Source organism: Leifsonia sp. 10N434, from assembly GCF_056394405.1.
Genome location: NZ_JBFTHV010000010.1, coordinates 98,951 through 117,320, shown reverse-complemented (window position 1 = coordinate 117,320; position 18,370 = coordinate 98,951). Strand labels below are relative to the sequence as shown.

Below are 18,370 nucleotides of genomic sequence, written 5' to 3'. Positions count from 1 at the left end.
CGGCTCTGAAGCAGACCAGCGCGAAGGTGCTGACCGGCGACCAGGTGTCCTACGACCACCTCGACCTGAACTTCGGTTCGAAGGTGTTCGCCGACGCGAAGGTCCGTGAGGCGTTCCTGAAGACGATCCCGCGTCAGCAGATCCTCGACGCGATCGTCACCCCGGTGAACCCGAAGGCGGAGATCCTGAACTCGCAGATCTGGCTGCCCAGCCAGTCGGACTACAAGGCCTCGGTCGAGCAGAACGGTTCGGACAAGTACTCCAAGGTCGACATCGCGGGAGCCAAGGCGCTGCTCGCCGGCGCGACCCCGACGATCCGCATCCTGTACAACACGAACAACCCGAACCGTGTCGACGAATTCCAGGCCATCCAGTCCTCGGCATCGAAGGCCGGCTTCAAGATCGTGGACGCCGGATCGCCCGACTGGAGCACCCTGCTCCCCGGCGGCAACTACGACGCATCGCTCTTCGGCTGGATCAGCCCCGGCGCCGGGAACACGATGATCCCGCAGCTGTTCACGACCGGTGGTGGCGGCAACAACAACCGTTACAACGCCATGAACGACGTCGCTGTCCAGACGCAGACCACGGTCGACAAGAGCGAGCTGGTCAAGCTCGAGCAGCAGATCGACAAGGCCACGTTCTCCGACGGCTACGGCCTGCCGCTGTTCCAGCTCCCCGGCATCTTCGGCGTCAGCGCTCGCGTCGACGGCGCGAAGTACATGGGCAACCAGACCGGACCCTTCTGGAACTTCTGGGAGTGGTCGGTCAGCTCCAAGAAGTAGCACCACTGTGATGGGTGCCCGTGGTTCGCCCGGGCACCCATCACCTCGTCAGGGCTGTCGGCGAGAGGTGCCGAATGTCGTTCATTTCGACTGAATGAGCGACATTCGGCACCTTTCGTGCTGACGCACGGGATGCGAGGGTGCCGAGAACGTCTGAACCGGAGTCGACTGGTCTACGCCGTGTCGCCGCTGGGGTCGGGCCGCGGGGACATCACTGTGTGCATCCCGACTGCGCACGCGAGATCCTTGTAGGCGACGTCGAGCTTGCGTCGCATCGCGATGTGGAGCTGCCCGGATTGCCAGAGGACGAGAGCGACGTCATCGAGGGCTTCGATCCCTCGTTCGTCCACGGCGAGTCCATCGTCCACGGTCATCCGCAGCCTGCTCATGCAGTGCGTCAGGTGTGTCACGTTGGACGGTCCGCCGACGTGTCGAAGGATCGATTCTGCTGTCGTCGTCGGATTCGGTTCGATTCTGGGTGGCTCGTCGTCGTCGCGGTGTCGGAGGGTCGCACTGAGCCGGCCGATGTGGAGCGTCAGGTAGAGGGTCTCCTCGGAGGTCACCGGTGTGCCCCAGCGGTCGGCGAGGAGTTGCGAGACCGCGCGGGCGCACTCGTATTCGCGGGGGAGGGCGCCCCTGATCTCGGCATCGAGTGCGACCTGCCCGCTTCGCGACATCGTGCCTCGCTGTTGCCGGAGGAAGAGATACCGGAGGTGGGTGACCAGGCGCGAAACCGCGAGGGAATCCTCGTCGATGTCCATGTCGAGATGCCGACGAACCGTGTCCAGGGCTTCGCTGAGGACAGTCGTCATCCGCATCGTGGTCGTGACGTCCGTTGCTCCGACATGAGCATTGACGAAATGCAACGCGATCGGCACAGCCTCGACGCTCGGCAGGAAGACCCCCGTGCGCGAGGCGATGATCGCGATAGCCGTGCGAGCGACCGCGAGTTCGTCGGGATAGAGCTGCTGCACCTCCCATCGCAGGGGGTAGTCGATCTCTCCGACCCCCGTGCGGGCCCTGCTGAGCGCGAACGTGATGTGGTCCGCGAGAGGCAGGAGGAGCTGGTCCGGCGTCCGGATATGAAGCGCTCGGCTTGCTTCGAGGAGGATCTCCTCGGTCAGCTCGATGTCGCTGAGTGGAATCTCTTGCGCGTATTGAACGAGTCGCTCGATCGAGGCCGCGTTCTCGGGGAGGAAGGTTCGCTCGATCCGTGCTGGGTCGATGTTCATTCCGACCTTGAGCGCGAAGCCCAGGCCGGCACCGAGCAGCACCGCCTCCTGGCCGTTCCCGTCGGCCCCCAGCACGACGGAGTTGTTGAAGATCTTGACGACTTTCACCTGGTCTCCCGGGAAATCAGGTGAGATCGGATCCGTTGGACGCGATGACTTTCTTGTACCAGGCGAAAGAATCCTTCGGCCGGCGTTCCAGGGTCCCGTTTCCATGGTCGTCCTGGTCGACGTAGATGAACCCATAACGCTTGGACATCTGGGACGTCGACAGGCTCACGATGTCGATCGGCGCCCAGCTCGTGTATCCCATGAGGTCGACGCCGGCGTCGATGGCTTTACTCATCTCCTCGAACTGCGCGCGGAAGTAGTCGATGCGGTAGTCGTCGTGGACGATGCCGTCGTCACCGACCACGTCGATCGAACCGATGCCGTTCTCGACGCAGAACAGCGGCTTGCGGTACCGGTCGTACAGGTCGATCAAGGAGATGCGCAGCCCGACGGGATCGACCTGCCACCCCCACTCGCTCGACGGCAGGTATGGGTTCTTGACGCCCACGATCGTGTTGCCGGGCGCGCGCTCGGCGTCCGGATCGACCGACTCGGTCGTGGTCATGTAGTAGCTGAACGAAACGAAGTCGACCGTGTGCTCCTTCAGGATCGCCTCATCTCCCGGTTCGAACGGCACCGTGATGTCGTCCTGCTCGAGTCTGCGCAGAATCAGCGGCGGGTACTCACCGAAGACCTGCACGTCGGCCGGGAACAGGTTCAGCAGAGTCTTCTGCTGTGTTGCTGCGACATCTTCGGGCCGGCAGGTGAGGGGGTAGGTCGTGAGCTTCGTGAGCATGCAGCCCATTCGTCCCTCTTCCACGAGCTCGTGACAGAGTCGGGTCGCGATGGCGGACGCGACGAACTGGTGATGCAACGCGCTGTAGCTGTTCTGAACCACATCGCCCCGATCCGGAATCACTCCTCCGGAGGAGAACGGGTGCCGGATGATGCCATCGATCTCGTTGAAGGTCAGCCACAGCTTCACCAGATGCCCGAACCGTTCGAAGCAGACCCGCGCGCACCGGACGAAGTGATCGACCACCCGCCGATCAGCCCAGCCGTTGTACTTCAGAGAGAGCGCGACCGGCATTTCGTAGTGATGAAGTGTGACGATCGGCTCGATATGGTGTCGCCGCATCTCGGTGAACAGCGACTCATAGAACGCGATGCCGGCCTCGAGTGGAACGTCCTCTTCGCCGGTCGGGAACAGGCGCGTCCACGAGATGGAAACACGGAGCGTCGTGAAGCCGAGCTCGGCGAAAAGTGCCAGATCGTCCTTGTACCGATGGTAGAAATCGATCCCACGCCGCTTGGGGAATGTGTCCACACCCGGGTCCGACAGCGCCGCCTCGATATCAGCTGTTGTGATCTGGTGCAGCGCCTCGTAGTCCGTGACATCGACCTTCGGCTTGTATGCCGTCACGTCGGCGACGGATGGACCGCGCCCGTCGACGTTCCAAGCGCCTTCGGTCTGGTTTGCGGCCAGCGCGCCGCCCCAGAGAAATCCTTCGGGGAACATTGAACTATCTCCTTGTCGTCGTGGCTGGGGTGTGGGCCGGGCGGCGGCCATCAGCCTGCGGCATTCTCGTTTACGGTGTGGATGGCCAGAACGGTCGTTCCGGACGCCGTAGGGCCGGCGGGTGCGATCAGTGATGCGTCGTACTCGTGATCGTTGGTGACGACGATGATCGTCGTCGTGTCATACCCCTCGGCAGTGATCGCGCCGAGGTCGGCATCCAACAGGAGATCTCCTCGATCGATACGGTCGCCCTCCGCGATGTGAGGCGTGAACGTCTTTCCCTTCAGCGCGACGGTGTCGATCCCGACATGGATCAGGAAATCGACACCGTCGTCGGAGTGGATACCGACGGCGTGCGGCATCGTCGCGACGACGACGCCGGTCACGGGCGCGTGCACGCGGCCATCGGTCGGTCGAACAGCGAACCCCGGACCCATCACGCCAGAGGAGAAGACCTCGTCGTCCACCTCGCTGAGAGGAATGAGGATGCCGGTCATCGGCGTCGCGGCGACGATCGCGTGCGATTCGGTCGTGGACGTGCCGTCGTTCGCCTCGGTCGACCCGGCGAGTTCTGCGGTGGCAGCATCCCGGTCGTGGGCGATGTCCTTCTTGCTGACGCCGAAGAAGAAGGTGAGCACCGCGGCGAGGACGAACGACACAGCCGTGCCGAGGAGCAGCCACAGGAATGTGTCGCCCAAGCCGAGGGGGTCGCCGTAGCCCAGCGGAAGGGTGAGGATGCCCGAGAGTCCGTAGCCGTAGACTCGCGCCCCGGCGGCGCCGACGATCGCACCACCGATACCGGCGGACACGATCGCGATGCCGAACGCCCGTTTGCGCGGCAGATTCACACCGTAGATCGCGGGCTCCGTGACGCCGAACATCGCAGCGACCACCGCTGAGCCGGCGATGCCGCGCGTGCGGGGTTCCCGCAAGCGCAGGAAGATGCCGAGGGCAGCGCCGGCCTGGCCGAAGACCGCGGGCCACACCAGCGGTTTGAACGTGTCGTATCCGATGGTGGCGATGTTGTTGATGAAGATCGGCACCAGAGCCCAATGAAGGCCGAACACGACGAGGATCTGCCAGAGCGCCGCGAAGAGGAAGCCGGTGAGGATCGGCGAGAAGCCTTGGATGGCGAGGAAGATGTCTGCAATCCCCTGACCGAGCCAATTGCCGACGGGGCCGAGCGCCAAGAGAGCCACGGGGAACGTGACGACAAGCGCGACCAGAGGCACGATGAAGTTGCGCATGGAGTCGTGGATGCGGGGTGCGATCAGCTTCTCGATGACCGACTGCAGGTACACCGCGAGGATGATCGGCACGACCGTGGCGGAATACCCCTGAAGGACCACCGGGATGCCGAAGAAGTCGACCGGGCCGCCGGCATCCTGGAACGCTCGCAGTGGCTGCGAAACGGCTTCCCCATCCAGGAGCAAGCTGACACTCGCGACCTGGGTATAGAGGAGCGCGCCGGCGAGTGCCATCGACGTGTAGATGTTGGCGCCGAACTTCCGCGCCGCAGGCACCGCCAGGATCATCGGAAGGAAGAAGAAGAACGCATCCGCGGCGGTCCACAGGATGACGTAGGTCGTCGACGTCGTCGGCAACCAGCCGACCGTCGAGACGATCATCAGAAGCCCCTTGAGTATCCCCGCCGCGCACAGAGTGCCGATGATCGGCGCGAAGATGGCCGAGACGACAGCGATGGCGCCGTTCAACCCACGCACGATGATGTTGCTCCTCTTCGCCGGCTGTCCCGAGGGGCCGTTGCTCGAGGCCGGACGGCTCTCACTCAGAATCGAGCTCTGCTTCTCGAGCGCAGCGAAGGCGACCGGAACGTTGTTGCCGATGATGACCTGAAACTGGCCGCCACTCTCCACCGCGCTGATCACGCCTGGGATCGTGGAGACCCGGGCCTTGTCGGCCCGTGCCGGGTCCTTCAGCACGAAGCGCAGACGCGTCGCACAATGCGAGACGGTCTTCACGTTCTCTTCTCCGCCGACGCCCGACAGAACGTCTCGTGCCAAGTCGGCGTAGTCGATGCCGGCCATGTCTTCTCTCCTCACTCGCCCATCACGGAACCAAAGAAACACCAACAAAAAAGACCTAGACCTCGCGGAGCTGCCATCGCCTGATGCGAAGGAAACCGTGTGGTCTAGGTCTTGCCTGATCGAGTCAGTAACAACCCTGGGTGCGCACTCTCGGGTGCTTTCGCCGCCAACGGTAGCCGGTGACATCCCAGCGAGTAGGCGGCAGAGCTCTCGCGCTTAGGCCGGGTGGACGGAACGAAGCGTGGGGTGGCCGAGTCCAAGGGTCTCCGGCCACCGGCGTCAGGGTGAGGAGTGCGCTCCATAGGGCTCAGACGCCACAGCATCGTCATCCTTGCGCGTGACGCCCCAGCCGGTACCAGCCGCCTACCGTGGGCAACATGAACGCTGCGACGAGCGAGGCGACCATCGTGCCCCCGATGCCCGGACGCGCGATCGCCTGGTGGGTGGCAGCCCTGGGTCTGGTGGCGACACTGCTCGTCGTTGCGGTGACCGTGTGGCTCGACATCATCGATGCCATCAATGTCGATCGGGCCGACCCCGTCGGCATGCCGGAAACACTTCTTCTACCGCACGAGCTGATCATGGTGCCCATCGCCAATGTCGCGTCGGTCACAGTCGTCGCGCTTCTTGTTTTCGCGATCATCAACGTGAAAAAACTCGAGCGCGGGATACGGAAGGCCAGCGTCGCTCGGGGCGACACCTAACCCGGCCGTCTCGGCGGGCCGATCACGTCGGTGGGTGCTTAGTGCGTGGTGATCGTGTGTGCGGCTGGAACGTTCGCGGTGGGCTGTCGGCGAGAGGTGCCGAATGTCGTTCATTTCGACTGAATGAGCGACATTCGGCACCTTTCGTGCTGACGCACCCAGCGTCAGGGAGCGCGCGGTAGAGGTTGGCCTCGAACCGGTACGCGTCACCGAGGTGACACCTCACCCGTCCCTCGTCGACGACGGGGAACTCGCGGTGGAGGTCACCCGCCGCATCCCGCTCGCCGAGCTGCCCGCCCTCCACGCCGAGGCCAGCGCGGGGCGCATCGCCGGAAAGGTCGTCGTCCTCCCTGCCTGAAGACGATGGGGTTCCGGCGCACTACCCTTCCGAATCGCTCACCAGGACGAGCCAAGCGCTGCTCACTCCGCCGACGAACCCGACGAGCGCGGCCAGGGCGACGAGGTACAGCCCGGCGTCGAACCCGATCGCGACGACGATGCCGGCCAGGGCGAGCAGAACCGAGGTCGAAATGTTCGGGTTGACCCGATCCAGGATGCGCGCCAGCGTCCCTCCTTCGCGGGAGGCCTTCGCCCGGTGGTCGAGGATCAGCAAGGCGACCCCGAGAAGCACGGCGACCACGAGCAGTTCGACGCCGAGTGTCCAGGGCGCCGGCTGGGGAAGGGCGATCGCGATGCTGGCGATCAACAGGGCAAGGAAGACCCCGAGTACCTGCGAGATACGCGATCGCAGCACGTGCGATCTGCCGATCACGTCGGCCCGGATGGACGCGGCGACGAACAGCAGTCCGAGCAGCGCCGCGGCGGCACCTCCCGTGATGACGGCGAAATCGCCCCATCCCTCCATGCGTCAACAATAGGACTGGGGCGCAAGGGGCATCCCGCCGTCAGCCGGCCTCCCGCGCCAGCGCCTTCGCGAGTCCGTCGAGGATGAGGTCGATCCCGAAGCCGAACTCGTTGCCGAAATCGTAGTCGGGCTGCGCCACCACGTGGAGGGCGAGCTCGACGAGGTGCGGATACTCGCCCGGTGCGAACGGCTCCATGATGGCGTCCGCGACTTCCGACGCATTCTCCGCGTCGAACGGCAGAGCCGCCTCCTGCAGCGCGAAGCCGTACACGTAGCTGTCGAGCAGGGCGTAAGCGTGGGCGGTCAGCTCGACCGAGAAGCCGGCGCCCCGCAAGACGGCGATGATCCGGTCGTGGTGTCGCAGAGTCGCGGGGCCTGGCGTGGCGCGCGACTCCAGCAGGGTGATGGCCCACGAGTTGCGTGCCAGAACGCGGCGCGCGTTGTCCGCCCAGGTGCGCAACTCCTCCCGCCAGTCCCCCTCGAGCGATGGCAGCTCGATCTCGGCGAACACGAGATCGACGATGCCGTCGAGGATCTCGCTCTTGTTGGCGACGTGATGGTAGACGGACATCGGCTTCGTGCCGAGGTGCTCGGCCAGCGACCGGATGGTCAGCGATCCGATGCCCGATTCGCCCGCGACGGCGATGGCGCCCCGAAGCACGCGCTCGCGACTCAGGCGTGGGCGCGGGCGGGGGGTGTGCTGTCCATCGAGGATGGCCGGATGTTCGCCTGCTGGTTCCGAGCTCATGGGACCAACCTATCGCATTCTCGTACTAAGTACGCTAACGTTCGTACTTAGTACGAGTCGACTCCCCGTCGGCGCGGAAGGGAACACGATGACTCCACTCGACAAGGCGACCGACGCGACCGAGGTGTCGCCATCGGTCGCGGCGGCGCCCACGATGCGAGCGATCGTCCAAGACCGGTACGGAAGTGCCGACGCCCTGGAGCTCCGCTCCGTGCCACGGCCGGCGATCGCCGCCGATGAGGTGCTCGTGCAGGTGCGCGCCGCCGGACTCAGCCGAGCCACCTGGCACCTGATGACCGGCACGCCGTATGCCATGCGCGCGGCTTTCGGGCTCCGCGGGCCGAAGCAGTCGGTGATCGGTCAGGATGTGGCGGGCACGGTCGTCGGGATCGGCGCCGACGTCGAGCGGTTCGCGATCGGCGACGAGGTCTTCGGTGTCGGGCACGGCACGTTCGCCGAGTATGCCGTGGCGTCGCCGTCCAAACTCACGCGCAAGCCGGCGAACGTCAGCTTCGTCGACGCCGCTGCGGCGCCCGTCCCGGCGATCACGGCCATGCAGGCCGTGCGCGCGGCCGGCATCGAGGCTGGCCAGCGGGTGCTCGTCTCCGGGGCCGCGGGCGGGGTCGGCAGCTACATCGTCCAACTGGCGAAGGCGGCCGGCGCCGAGGTCACGGGTGTGTGCAGCACGTCGAAGATCCCGTTCGTGCGGCAACTCGGGGCCGACCACGTCAGCGATTACACCAACGGCGGCTTCCCGAGTGAAGGCGGACCCTACGACGTGATCCTGGATGTCGCGGGGAACCCGTCGCTCGCCCAGCTCCGCGGTGCTCTCACTCCGAACGGCGCGGCGATCATCGTCGGCGGGGAGGGCGCGGGCGAGTGGCTCGGGATGGGCCGCCAACTGCGCGCGCTGGTGGTCTCCCCGTTCATCCGGCAGCGGCTGGTGATACTGATGGGCTCGCAACCCACGGCCGATCTCGACGACCTCGCATCCCTGCTCGCAGACGGGACCCTCTTGTCGCGCGTCGACAAGACCTTCCCGCTCGAGCACGCCGCCGACGCGATGCGCTACTTCGAGTCGGGCAGGGTGCAGGGAAAGGTCGTCATCACGGTCTGACGTGCGACACCGAGAAGTCGAAGATGCCCGGCGGCGGATGGGACCAGTCGTGCTCTGCTTGGCGCTGCCTCGGCGGAGGCCGCCTGAAACCCCGTGCTTCCGCTCTTACCTCACGGCTCGGCCGGACATCCCGGTCTCACCATGATCCACCCCCGCAGGCGTTCTGTGCAGCCCCTCACCACAGGTGAGCGGGGATGACGAACCCGGCCCGTCAACGACGGTGGACGGGGCGCACGCTGAGCGACTCGATAGTGCCCGTCGGCGGCAGATCAACGGCCGTGCGTACGGTCGCCGCCACCATCTCCGGCGAGATCGTGTAGGTCGTGTCGTAGTCGTCGCCTTCGCGGGCGACCAGTGCCCGCTGCATCTCGGTGTCGACGCGTCCGGGGTGGATGCTGCTGACCCTCACTCCGTTCCCGCGCTCCTCCTCGCGCAGGGCGTCAGTCAGCGCCCGGAGCGCGAACTTGGAGCCGGCGTAGACGCCGCTCCCCGCCCCGCTCGTCAGGCCGGACCCGCTGTTGATCACGACGACGAGCCCGCCCGCCGCGCGCAACGAGGGAAGCGCCAGGCGCGTGAGCTCGCCGACGGCGTAGACGTTCACCTCGAAGACGCGGCGCCACAGGTCGAGTGACGTGTCCTCGATGCGCCCGCCGTCCTCGACGCCGGCCGAGTGGACCAGGACGTCGAGCCGGGCGGGCAGCGGCGGGATGCTCCCGTGCGTGAGATCTCCGACGAACGGCTCTGCCGACGGGAGCTCCGAGACGACAGCGTCGACGGCGGCCTCGTCCCGCCCGCCGACGAGCACATGGTGGGTGCTGCCCAAGTCGAGGGCGATCGCCCTGCCGATGCCGCGCGACGCTCCGGTGACGAGCGCGATCGGGCGGCCGCTGTCATCCGGAGTCTGATCCTGGTCGGTTGAAGCCATGATCCGACCCTACGGGACCGCGCGATGCCGCTGTCTCAGCGGTCCCCGCCCTCGAGCGCATCCAGTGCGGCCACGTCCTCCGGCGCCAGTTCGAAGTCGACGTCCGCGTTCTCGACGATGCGCGACGGCGTCGTGGATTTCGGCAACGGCAGCACGTTCTTCTGCAGCAGGTACCGGATGCTCACCTGAGCCACCGACTTGCCGTACTTCTCTGCGATGGCCGCGATGTCCTGGTTGCCGAGCAGGCGCCCGGTCGCGAGCGGTGAGTACCCCTCGACGAGGATGTCGCGTTCGTGGCAGTAGGCGGTCGTCTCCGGCTGGGTGTTGCCGACGAACCAGCGGATCTGGTTGGCGTGTGGGAGCACGGTCGTCGCCGCGGTCAGCGACTCCAGGTCATCGACCTCGAAGTTGCTCACGCCGATGGAGCGGGTGCTCCCGGCCTCGTAGAGCTCCTCGAACACCTTCCACACCTCGATGTTGCCGGCGCGGTGATCGCTTCCGATCGCGTTCCAGGGCCACGGCGCGTGGATCAGGTAGAGGTCGACCGGGCCGAGGTCGAGGGCCGCGGTCGACCGCTCGAACGCATTACGCGCGCCCGCGGCGTCCTTGACCTCGGCGGGGCATTTCGTCGTGATGAAGATCTCGTCGCGCGGAATGCCGCTGTCGCGCACGGCACGCCCGACGCTCGCCTCGTTGCCGTACGCGCGCGCCGTGTCGATGTGGCGGTAGCCGGCATCCAGTGCGGTTCGCACCGAGTCGTAGGTCTCCGGTCCGTCGGGGATCTGCCAGGTGCCGAACCCGATCTTCGGAATGGTGACGCCGTTCGAGAGCGTGAAGGTGTCGGTCAATGAGGGCATGGGGGTTCCTTCCGTGGGGTGCGGTGGGTGCCGTGAGGTGCGATGCCCGCCATGGTAGACCCACGCCTGCGCAGGCTCTCCGCGCCCTCGGCGGCTTCACCGGCCGGCGCGCAGAGGCGGGGCCGACCGTGAGGCCGGCCCCGCGTCGCGGTCAGTGCTCGTGGAGGCCGAGCTCCGCGACTTCGCGAACCGCCGCCGCGACCGCTGCGTGGTCCTTCTTGAGGATCGCACCGTGGTTGCTCGGCACCTTCGCGCTGATCGCGATGTTCGGGTTGCGGGCGACGACCTCGGCGAGGCCGGCGCGGATGACCTCCTGCTCGTCGCCGCGGCTTCCGAGCGAGGTGCCCGACGCGACCACGTGGCGGGTCGGAACGACGATGCTGTCGAGCACAGGACCGAGCTCGCTGGTGCTGCCGAGCTTGCCGAGCTCGATGTTGCTCTCGGCCTGCTGCGCGGCGGACATCCGCGGGGTTAGGCCGGTCGGGCGCAGCAGCGGCGTGAACCAGCCCATGCGTCGGAACAGCGTGCGGATGCGCTCCTCCATCGCGTCATCCAGCCAGTCGTACGGCTGGGCGCCGTCGACCAGCACGGCGCCGATCGTGCGTGCCGGGTTGCGGCTCGCCCAGTGGGCCGCGACATACGCGCCGTACGACCAGCCGACGAGGAGCGCACGCTCGACGCCGCGGGCGGCGAGCACGGCGTCGACGTCGCGCACAGCGGCCTCGAACGAGTAGTCCGCCGAGGTCAGGGACTTGCGTCCGCGGGCGCGCTCGTCGTAGGTGATGTGCCGCCACGACGGCCCCAGGTCTGCGATCACCCGCCGCCAGTACCCCTGGGTCGCGAACTGACCGTTGAGGTAGAGGACGGGGGTGCCGGTGCCGCCGGTGTCGGTGACGGCGAGGGCGGTGTCGTCGACGGGGACCATGCCGGTCCACGGTGACAGGGCTGCGGATGTGCTGTTGCTGGTCATGATCTCCTCCTGGACGGTTTGTCGAAGCGGGATGGTTCGTGTCGAAACGGGATGCGCTCAGACGGTGTGAGCGTCGATGTCGCCGGATGCGGTGGTGGCGTGGATCTCGACAACGGGAGCGCCGCCCGTGTTGGCGAGTGCGTTGCTGATGCGGCCGTAGGGGGTCCCGGCGTTCAGGCTGGCCGTGACGCCGGCGGGGACGCCGACGCTCACGTTGCCGAGCTGGGTGCTGAGCGCGAGCGTGCCCTGCAGCGCCTCGCCGACGCGGACGTCGCCGCGTGCGGTGGAGACTTCGGCAGGGCCGGTCAGACGACCGATGGTGATGTCGCCGTCGAGTGCCCCGAGCTGCGCGGTCGTCGCTTCGTCGAGCTTGATCGGGCCGTAGGCGTTCTGGACGCTCACCTCGCCGAGGCGCCCGGCGCCCCGCAGCTCCGCGCTGCCCGTCGCCTGGATGCGTGATCCGGCGGGCAGCTGCACGGTCACCTCGACGGTGCCGGTGGGGCCGAAGGCTGCGTTCTTCTCGGGAGTCTCGACGCGAAGGACGCCGTCGGCGAACTCGATGGTCGTGCGCTCCGCCGCCTTGACGTCGCGCGCCTTCGACGCATCGACGGGCCGGACCTCGACGAGCGTGTCGGTGCGCTCGGCCGCGATGAAGCGGAGGTGGCCGGCCGGAACGTCCAGTACGGCGGTGATGGCGGTCGGGGTGTTGTAGGTCTGCATTGTTCTCAACTCCAGTGATCGGTGGTGCTGGTTTATGTTTCCGATATGAGAAACGCTACGTTGCGTTCAGCAAGTGCGCAAGACAAATATTGCGTTAGAAATGTGAATTAGCAGATCAGACCCGCTATATCGTTGCACTCGACCAGAAGAGAACGCAATTAATGAAACTCAGCTCGTTGCACTAGAGCAAAGGTGAACGCTACGATCGACTCATTCGACGATGCGGAAGGGATCCCGGATGCCGGCAGGCAGACTCACCAGGCAGGAACGTCAGCAGATCGCCCTCGGGCTGGCCGACGACCTCGCGTACGCCGAGATCGCGCGGCGCCTCGAACGACCGACGTCGACCATCACGCGCGAAGTGCTGCGCAACGGCGGCCCCGCCGCATACCGCGCCGACGTGGCTCAGCGTGCCACTGAGCACCGCGCGCACACGCGTCGCGGCGCCGTACCTCGCCCGTCGGGCGCACCCGACGGGGATGGGCGGGACTCCCAGGCCGTGCGGGACTACGAGGAGACCTTCACCACGCTCTTCATGCAGTCGGGCCTGCCGCGCGTCGCCGCCGGTATCCTCACCAGCCTCTACACCACCGACGCGGGCAGCCTCACGGCGGCCGAGCTCGTTCGGAGGCTCGAGGTGAGCCCGGCGTCCGTCTCCAAGGCGATCGCGCTCCTCGAGAGTCAGGGCCTGGTCATCCGGGACCGCAGCGAGGGCCGCCGGGAACGGTACATCGCCGACGGCGACGTCTGGTACCAGTCGATGATCGCCGCGGCGCGGTCCAACGCCCAGATCGCCGAGACGGCTCGCGAAGGCGTCCGCCTCCTCGGCAGCGACACCCCGGCGGGTAGCCGTCTCGAGAACATGGCGCGCTTCATGGACTTCGTCGGAGAGAGCATCGCCCGGGCCGCCGAGCAGGCACGCGGGCTGCTCGCCCCGGGCACGCCCGATCAGGCGGAGTGATCCACGGCGATGATGGTCTTGCCCGGCACGCGCGTCGCCGGGGAGAAGGCGGCGGGCGCCTCCTCGAGTGAGCGCACGGCGCCGACGATCGGTGTCAGTCGCCCGGTGGTGACGCGCAGAGCCAGCTCGGCCAGGGTGGCGCGGTCCGGCTCGACCACGAAGAATAGGGCCTGGCCGTCGTCGGGCTGCGCGGGCGGCGGCGCCGCGATCGTGACGATGCGGCCGCCCGGGCGGACGAGCGGGAGCGAGCGATCGTAGACGTCTCCACCGATCACGTCGAAGACGAGATCGACCTGGCCGGCATCCTCCAGCCGATCGCTCTGGAGGTCGATGAACCGGTCGGCGCCCAAGCCGCGCGCCGTCTCGCGATCCGCGGCGCGTCCGGTGGCGATGATCCGGGCGCCGGCGTCGCGGGCGAGCTGGGCGGCGATGGAACCGACGCCGCCGGCCACCCCATGGATGAGCACCGTCTGGCCCACCTGGAGGCGCCCGTGCTCGAAGAGCCCCTGCCACGCGGTGAGGCCGGAGATCGGCAGAGCGGCCGCGGTGGTGACGTCGATGCTCGCGGGGAGCGGCGCGAGGTTGCGTGCTTCTACCGAGACGTACTCGGCCAGTGATCCGTTCCGCGTCCAATCGGTGAGCCCGAACACGTGCTGGCCCACGGTGAGCCCCGTGGTGCCGTAGCCGAGCTCGGCGACGATGCCGGCCACCTCGTGGCCCGGAACGCTCGATGTACGATCGCGTCCCGCACGGTCCGTCCAGGTTGCCGGCCAGCCGAGTTCACCCGGGGTGAAGCCGGCCGCGTGGACTTCCACGATCACGTCGTTCTCCGCAGCGTGCGGGTACTCGAGTTCGCTCAGGCTGAGCCCGTCGATTCCTGCCGCCTGATCCGACACAGTGATGGCTCGCATGGTTCTCCCCGGTCTCGTCCGTGGACGGATCCTCTCCCGCCGCGCAACCATCATCCAGCGTCCGAACGCCGTGCGCGAGGGTCCAGTGCGCGCAGCATCCGGGAAGATGGGTCCATGAGACTGAGTGAGATCACCGCCCCCGACACGTCGGCTGCGCGCGCCGCCCTCGAGATCGCCACCGCCTACCACTCGCCCTCGCTCCTGAACCACGTGCAGCGGTCCTGGCTCTGGGCGCTCGGCTTCGCTGAAGCGCGGGGGCTCGAGCCCGACCACGAACTGCTCTATGTCTCCGCGCTTCTGCACGACCTCGGGATCGTGCCCGCGTTCGACAATCACACTCTCGCCTACGAAGACGCCGCCGGGCACGTCGCGATCGCCCTCACCGCGGGCAGCGGCTGGCCGGATGCGCGGCGCGTGCGCGCTCACGAGGTGATCGTGCGGCACAACTGGCCGGAGGTCGATCCGGGGTTCGACGTCGAGGGGCATCTGCTCTCGACCTCGACCGCCCTCGACATCTCGGGCGCGAACGCCGACGAGCTCTCGCTCGACTTCCGTCGCGAGGTGCTTGAACGCTACCCGCGCGGCGAACTGGCTGCGGAATTCACGGCGTGCGTCAAAGACCAGGCCATCCGCAAGCCGGAGACCGCCGCGCGACGCCTGGTCGACGGCGGGGTGGAGCGCAAGCTCCGCGAGAACCCGCTGGAGCGCCTGCTCGAAGGGTGACCGGGCGCGTCAGCGCTGCGCGTGCGCGCGATCACCGCGCACGATGAGACTCATGAGGTCGCGGGCGCCGTCGGGGTCGCGCTGATCGATCGCGTCCGCCAGGGCGACGTGGAGGTCGACGTCGGCCGGGGCGTCGTCCCAGGTGAACGGCTCGCGCGGCGTCCGCTCGCGGAGGGCCTCTCTCAGCACGGATTGCAGTCGGGCGAACATCCGGTTCTCGCTCGCGGTCGTGACCAGGCCGTGGAACCGGGCGTCGGCGTCGAAGAAGGCCGCGCCATCACGCAGGCTCGCGGCGGCTCGGAGCTGCTCTCCAGCGGCGATCAGCTCGGCGGCCTGGTCGTCGGTGCGTCGCCGGGCAGCGCTCTGAGCGGCGGCGGGCTCGATCGCCAGGCGCAAGTCGAGCAGCTCCGCGATCTGCTCCGAGCGCTGGGGCGAATCGAGGCGCCAGCGCACGATGTCGCTGTCGAGGGCATCCCAGTCGCGTCGATCGGCGATCCGGAGCCCGACCTTCGGGCGCGCGGTGAGCAGCCCGACGGATGCGAGCACGCGCGTCGCCTCGCGGACGATGCTGCGGGATGCTCCGGTCAGGTCGACCAGGGCGTCCACGCTGATGACGCTGCCTGCCTCGAGCTCGCCGGAGACGATCGCAGCGCCCACCCGGTCGAGCACCCGCTGGTAGGCGCTCCTGCGCACCCCGCCCGAGCTCATCGCTGCGAGGTCGGCGAGATCACGAGCTCGTCGTAGCGCACGTGGCCCGGCGCATCGAGCACGAACTGGATGGCCCGCGCGACCTCATCGGGCTGGAGCATCGCGGCGCGTGCGGCGTCGTCGGGGACCTGGGGTCGGAGTTCGAGGAAGTCGGTGTTCACGTCACCCGGGCAGAGATGGCATGCGCACACGCCCGACTCCGCCTCCTGGGCGTTCAGGGTGCGGCTGAGCGCGGAGAGACCGGATTTGCTCGCGCTGTATGCGACGCCGGCGATCGGGTTGAACGCCCAGGCGGCGTACGAGGACACGAACACGACGACGCCGTGGGCCCCGCGCAGCGCGGGCAGCGCCGCGGCCACGACGTGCGCGGGTGCGACCAGGTTCACGCTCACGATGTCGTCGAAGGCGGGCAGGTCCTGGTCGCTCCAGCGACGGCGCGGCGAGTTGAGCCCGGCGGCCAGCACCAGGCCGTCGATCCGCCCCCACCGGTCCAGGATGCGGTCGCGCGCGCTCTCGATGTCGGAATCGTCCGTCACGTCGGCGGTGACGACGATCGCCTCCGGATGCCCGGGCAGGTCGCGCACCGCGGCCGCCGTCTCCTCCAAGGCGGCGGACCGGCGGCCGGTCAGGGCCACCCGCCATCCGGCTTTCGCCGCCTCGATCGCAGCCGCGCGTCCCATCCCGGAACCCGCGCCGGTGATCCAGACGACCTTGCGGGTCTCGGTCGCTTCCGACCCGACCGTTTCCGGATTGCTCATCGCTGTTCTCCTCGATCGTCACTACGATGAGTCCCAATAGTATGACTATTGGAGGAAGAATGCTGATCGACTTCGCCGGGCAGGTCGTCATCGTGAGCGGGGGCGGCCGTGGCATCGGGCGGGGGCTCGTCGAACGGTTCCACGCAGAGAACGCGACCGTGGTGGCCCTCGATCTCGACTTCGCCGAGCCGATCGACGGCGTGCGCACGATTCGCTGCGATGTCACCGACACCGGCTCCGTGGACGACGCGATCGCGGCCGTCGAGCAGGAGTTCGGCCGCATCGACGTGCTCGTGAACAACGCGGGCATCAACGTCGAGGGGGCGGTCGAGTCGCTCGACCCGGAACGCTGGCGCGCCTGCTTCGACGTGAACGTGTTCGGCGTCTTCGCCCTCTCGCAGGCCGTCATCCCCGCGATGAAACGAGCGGGACGCGGGCGCATCATCAACGCCGCCTCGTTCGCGGCGATCATCCCGAGCGTCGGCGCCGCGGCATACGGCGCCTCCAAGGCGGCCGTCGTGCAGTTCACGCGCGTACTGGCGTCCGAACTCGGCCCGTGGAACATCACGGTGAACGCGTACGCTCCCGGAATGATCCCGACCGCGATGAACGGCTTCGCCGACATGGCCGTCGACCGCCAGGAGCGCCTGCTCGACACGCTCTCGCTGCGGCGCTGGGAACGGCCCGAGGACGTCGCCGACCTGGTCTGCTTTCTCGCCAGCGACTATGCGGGCTACATCACGGGCGCGCTTGTCGACGTCAGCGGAGGAAAGTTCGCGACGCAGATGCCGAGCCTCGGCTACGACCGGGCGGCGCTGTGACGGACGGCGACGCTGTGACGGACGGCGACGTCGTCGAGCGGGTCGCGGAGATCGTCATCGACGACGCGGTGGAGCATGCGGAGGGCCCGATCTGGGACGGCCGTGACGACACGCTGCTGTGGGTCGACCAGTACCGGGGAGGCATCCGCCGAGCGCGGCGTGCGGCATCCGGGGCTCTCGTCGAGTTCGAACGCTTCGACCTCGGGATGACCGTCGGCGCGGTCGTTCCCGCGGCCGACGGTTGGCTCGTCGCGGCCGGTGACGGCTTCCATCGCCTGGCGCGGGACGGGCGCCTGACACCGATCGCCGACGTGTTGCCCGGCGACGGGGTGCGGCGCCGGATGAACGACGGCAAATGCGACCCGCAGGGACGGTTCTGGGCGGGGTCGATGGCGTACACGAAGCAGCGCGGTGCAGGCGCCCTGTATCGGCTGGAGGCCGACATCCCGCAGCTCGTGCTCGACGGCGTGACGATCTCGAACGGTCTCGCCTGGACGCCGGATGGCGGCACCATGTTCTACATCGACACACCGACCCGGACCGTCCGGCGTTTCCGGGTCTCGCCCGCCGGGCTGTCGGACGGCGAGGTCGTGGTGAGCATCCCGCCGGAACAGGGAGCTCCCGACGGCATGTGCATCGACGCCGACGGCTGCCTCTGGGTCGCGCTGTGGGGCGGCGGTGCCGTGCAGCGGTACAGCACCGACGGCCGCCTTCTCGAGCGCGTGCACGTCGGCGCCGCCCAGGTCTCGAGCTGCTGCTTCGGCGACTCCGACGGGTCGACACTTTTCATCACGACGTCGCAAGAGGGCTACGACGAGCGGGCTCTGGCCGCCGATCCGGATGCGGGCAAGATCTTCGCCGTGCGCACCGGCACCTCGGCCGGCCCCGCCGCGGAGTATCGGGCGGGCCATAGCGGACTGAAATCGACCGGGCACGCGTAACGCGTCGGG

Annotated in this window: 20 protein-coding genes; 8 read left to right on the top strand and 12 right to left on the bottom strand. The window is 67.7% G+C overall.

Annotation, left to right across the window (positions count from 1 at the left end):
- Positions 1-785, top strand: a 785-nt coding sequence (locus tag AC1DB1_RS19420) for an ABC transporter substrate-binding protein (RefSeq protein ID WP_477202008.1), incomplete at its 5' end; no start/stop codon positions are given.
- Positions 786-958: 173 nt separating this feature from the next.
- Here AC1DB1_RS19420 and AC1DB1_RS19415 read toward each other — a convergent pair.
- The 3 genes from AC1DB1_RS19415 to AC1DB1_RS19405 are packed head-to-tail and all read right to left on the bottom strand — an operon-like array spanning position 959 to position 5,632.
- Entirely contained in the window at positions 959-2,125 is a 1,167-nt protein-coding gene (locus AC1DB1_RS19415; RefSeq protein WP_477202007.1) for a PRD domain-containing protein, read from the bottom strand.
- Between the two features lie 16 nt (positions 2,126-2,141).
- Positions 2,142-3,635, bottom strand: coding sequence for a glycoside hydrolase family 1 protein (locus AC1DB1_RS19410; RefSeq protein WP_477202006.1), 1,494 nt, complete (start codon positions 3,633-3,635; stop codon positions 2,142-2,144).
- Entirely contained in the window at positions 3,635-5,632 is a 1,998-nt protein-coding gene (locus tag AC1DB1_RS19405) for a beta-glucoside-specific PTS transporter subunit IIABC (protein WP_477202005.1), read from the bottom strand. The genes AC1DB1_RS19410 and AC1DB1_RS19405 overlap by 1 nt, the downstream gene beginning before the upstream one ends.
- Positions 5,633-6,009: 377 nt before the next feature.
- Here AC1DB1_RS19405 and AC1DB1_RS19400 point away from each other — a divergent pair, with 377 nt between their 5' ends.
- A complete protein-coding gene (locus AC1DB1_RS19400; protein WP_477202004.1) occupies positions 6,010-6,336 on the top strand; it encodes a hypothetical protein in 327 nt (108 codons plus the stop codon).
- Between the two features lie 214 nt (positions 6,337-6,550).
- Positions 6,551-6,694, top strand: a complete 144-nt coding sequence (locus AC1DB1_RS19395) for a hypothetical protein (protein WP_477202003.1) — start codon at positions 6,551-6,553, stop codon at positions 6,692-6,694.
- A gap of 21 nt (positions 6,695-6,715) precedes the next feature.
- On the opposite strand, the gene AC1DB1_RS19390 is transcribed toward AC1DB1_RS19395, so the two are convergent.
- Together AC1DB1_RS19390 and AC1DB1_RS19385 are read right to left on the bottom strand one after the other, a co-directional pair.
- Positions 6,716-7,201, bottom strand: coding sequence for a hypothetical protein (locus AC1DB1_RS19390; RefSeq protein WP_477202002.1), 486 nt, complete (start codon positions 7,199-7,201; stop codon positions 6,716-6,718).
- A 40-nt stretch (positions 7,202-7,241) separates the two neighbouring features.
- Positions 7,242-7,949, bottom strand: a complete 708-nt coding sequence (locus AC1DB1_RS19385) for a TetR/AcrR family transcriptional regulator (RefSeq protein WP_477202001.1) — start codon at positions 7,947-7,949, stop codon at positions 7,242-7,244.
- 88 nt (positions 7,950-8,037) lie between these two features.
- On the opposite strand from AC1DB1_RS19385, the gene AC1DB1_RS19380 reads away from it, so the two are divergent.
- Positions 8,038-9,066 (top strand): NAD(P)-dependent alcohol dehydrogenase, encoded by a 1,029-nt coding sequence (locus AC1DB1_RS19380; RefSeq protein ID WP_477202000.1) that lies wholly within the window; start codon positions 8,038-8,040, stop codon positions 9,064-9,066.
- Between the two features lie 211 nt (positions 9,067-9,277).
- Here the strand turns inward: AC1DB1_RS19380 and AC1DB1_RS19375 are convergent, their stop codons facing one another.
- From AC1DB1_RS19375 to AC1DB1_RS19360, 4 genes are all read right to left on the bottom strand, one after another.
- Positions 9,278-9,991: an SDR family oxidoreductase gene (locus tag AC1DB1_RS19375; RefSeq protein ID WP_477201999.1), complete on the bottom strand. Its 714-nt coding sequence runs from the start codon at positions 9,989-9,991 to the stop codon at positions 9,278-9,280.
- Positions 9,992-10,026: 35 nt separating this feature from the next.
- Complete coding sequence (locus AC1DB1_RS19370; protein ID WP_477201998.1) at positions 10,027-10,848, bottom strand: aldo/keto reductase; 822 nt, start codon at positions 10,846-10,848, stop codon at positions 10,027-10,029.
- Between the two features lie 151 nt (positions 10,849-10,999).
- Positions 11,000-11,818, bottom strand: coding sequence for an alpha/beta fold hydrolase (locus tag AC1DB1_RS19365; protein ID WP_477201997.1), 819 nt, complete (start codon positions 11,816-11,818; stop codon positions 11,000-11,002).
- Positions 11,819-11,875: 57 nt separating this feature from the next.
- The gene (locus AC1DB1_RS19360; RefSeq protein ID WP_271178010.1) at positions 11,876-12,538 is read right to left on the bottom strand and encodes a DUF4097 family beta strand repeat-containing protein; all 663 of its coding nucleotides are present in this window, start codon (positions 12,536-12,538) and stop codon (positions 11,876-11,878) included.
- A 238-nt stretch (positions 12,539-12,776) separates the two neighbouring features.
- Between AC1DB1_RS19360 and AC1DB1_RS19355 the strand changes: the two genes are divergently transcribed.
- The gene (locus tag AC1DB1_RS19355) at positions 12,777-13,499 is read left to right on the top strand and encodes a GbsR/MarR family transcriptional regulator (protein ID WP_477201996.1); all 723 of its coding nucleotides are present in this window, start codon (positions 12,777-12,779) and stop codon (positions 13,497-13,499) included.
- On the opposite strand, the gene AC1DB1_RS19350 is transcribed toward AC1DB1_RS19355, so the two are convergent.
- Positions 13,487-14,410: an NADP-dependent oxidoreductase gene (locus tag AC1DB1_RS19350; protein ID WP_477201995.1), complete on the bottom strand. Its 924-nt coding sequence runs from the start codon at positions 14,408-14,410 to the stop codon at positions 13,487-13,489. The two genes, AC1DB1_RS19355 and AC1DB1_RS19350, sit on opposite strands and share 13 nt — an antisense overlap.
- A gap of 114 nt (positions 14,411-14,524) precedes the next feature.
- Here AC1DB1_RS19350 and AC1DB1_RS19345 point away from each other — a divergent pair, with 114 nt between their 5' ends.
- Positions 14,525-15,133, top strand: a complete 609-nt coding sequence (locus AC1DB1_RS19345) for an HD domain-containing protein (protein WP_477201994.1) — start codon at positions 14,525-14,527, stop codon at positions 15,131-15,133.
- Positions 15,134-15,142: 9 nt separating this feature from the next.
- Here AC1DB1_RS19345 and AC1DB1_RS19340 read toward each other — a convergent pair whose 3' ends face one another.
- Positions 15,143-15,841, bottom strand: a complete 699-nt coding sequence (locus AC1DB1_RS19340) for a FadR/GntR family transcriptional regulator (RefSeq protein ID WP_477201993.1) — start codon at positions 15,839-15,841, stop codon at positions 15,143-15,145.
- On the bottom strand, positions 15,838-16,599 hold the full coding sequence (locus AC1DB1_RS19335; protein ID WP_477201992.1) for an SDR family oxidoreductase: 762 nt from the start codon (positions 16,597-16,599) through the stop codon (positions 15,838-15,840). Before AC1DB1_RS19335 ends, AC1DB1_RS19340 begins: the two co-directional genes overlap by 4 nt.
- Before the next feature lie 59 nt (positions 16,600-16,658).
- Here AC1DB1_RS19335 and AC1DB1_RS19330 point away from each other — a divergent pair, with 59 nt between their 5' ends.
- On the top strand, positions 16,659-17,420 hold the full coding sequence (locus tag AC1DB1_RS19330; RefSeq protein ID WP_477201991.1) for an SDR family NAD(P)-dependent oxidoreductase: 762 nt from the start codon (positions 16,659-16,661) through the stop codon (positions 17,418-17,420).
- Positions 17,417-18,361 carry an SMP-30/gluconolactonase/LRE family protein gene (locus AC1DB1_RS19325; protein ID WP_477201990.1) on the top strand — a complete coding sequence of 315 codons (945 nt, stop codon included), beginning with the start codon at positions 17,417-17,419 and terminating at the stop codon, positions 18,359-18,361. The genes AC1DB1_RS19330 and AC1DB1_RS19325 overlap by 4 nt, the downstream gene beginning before the upstream one ends.
- Positions 18,362-18,370 lie beyond the last annotated feature (9 nt).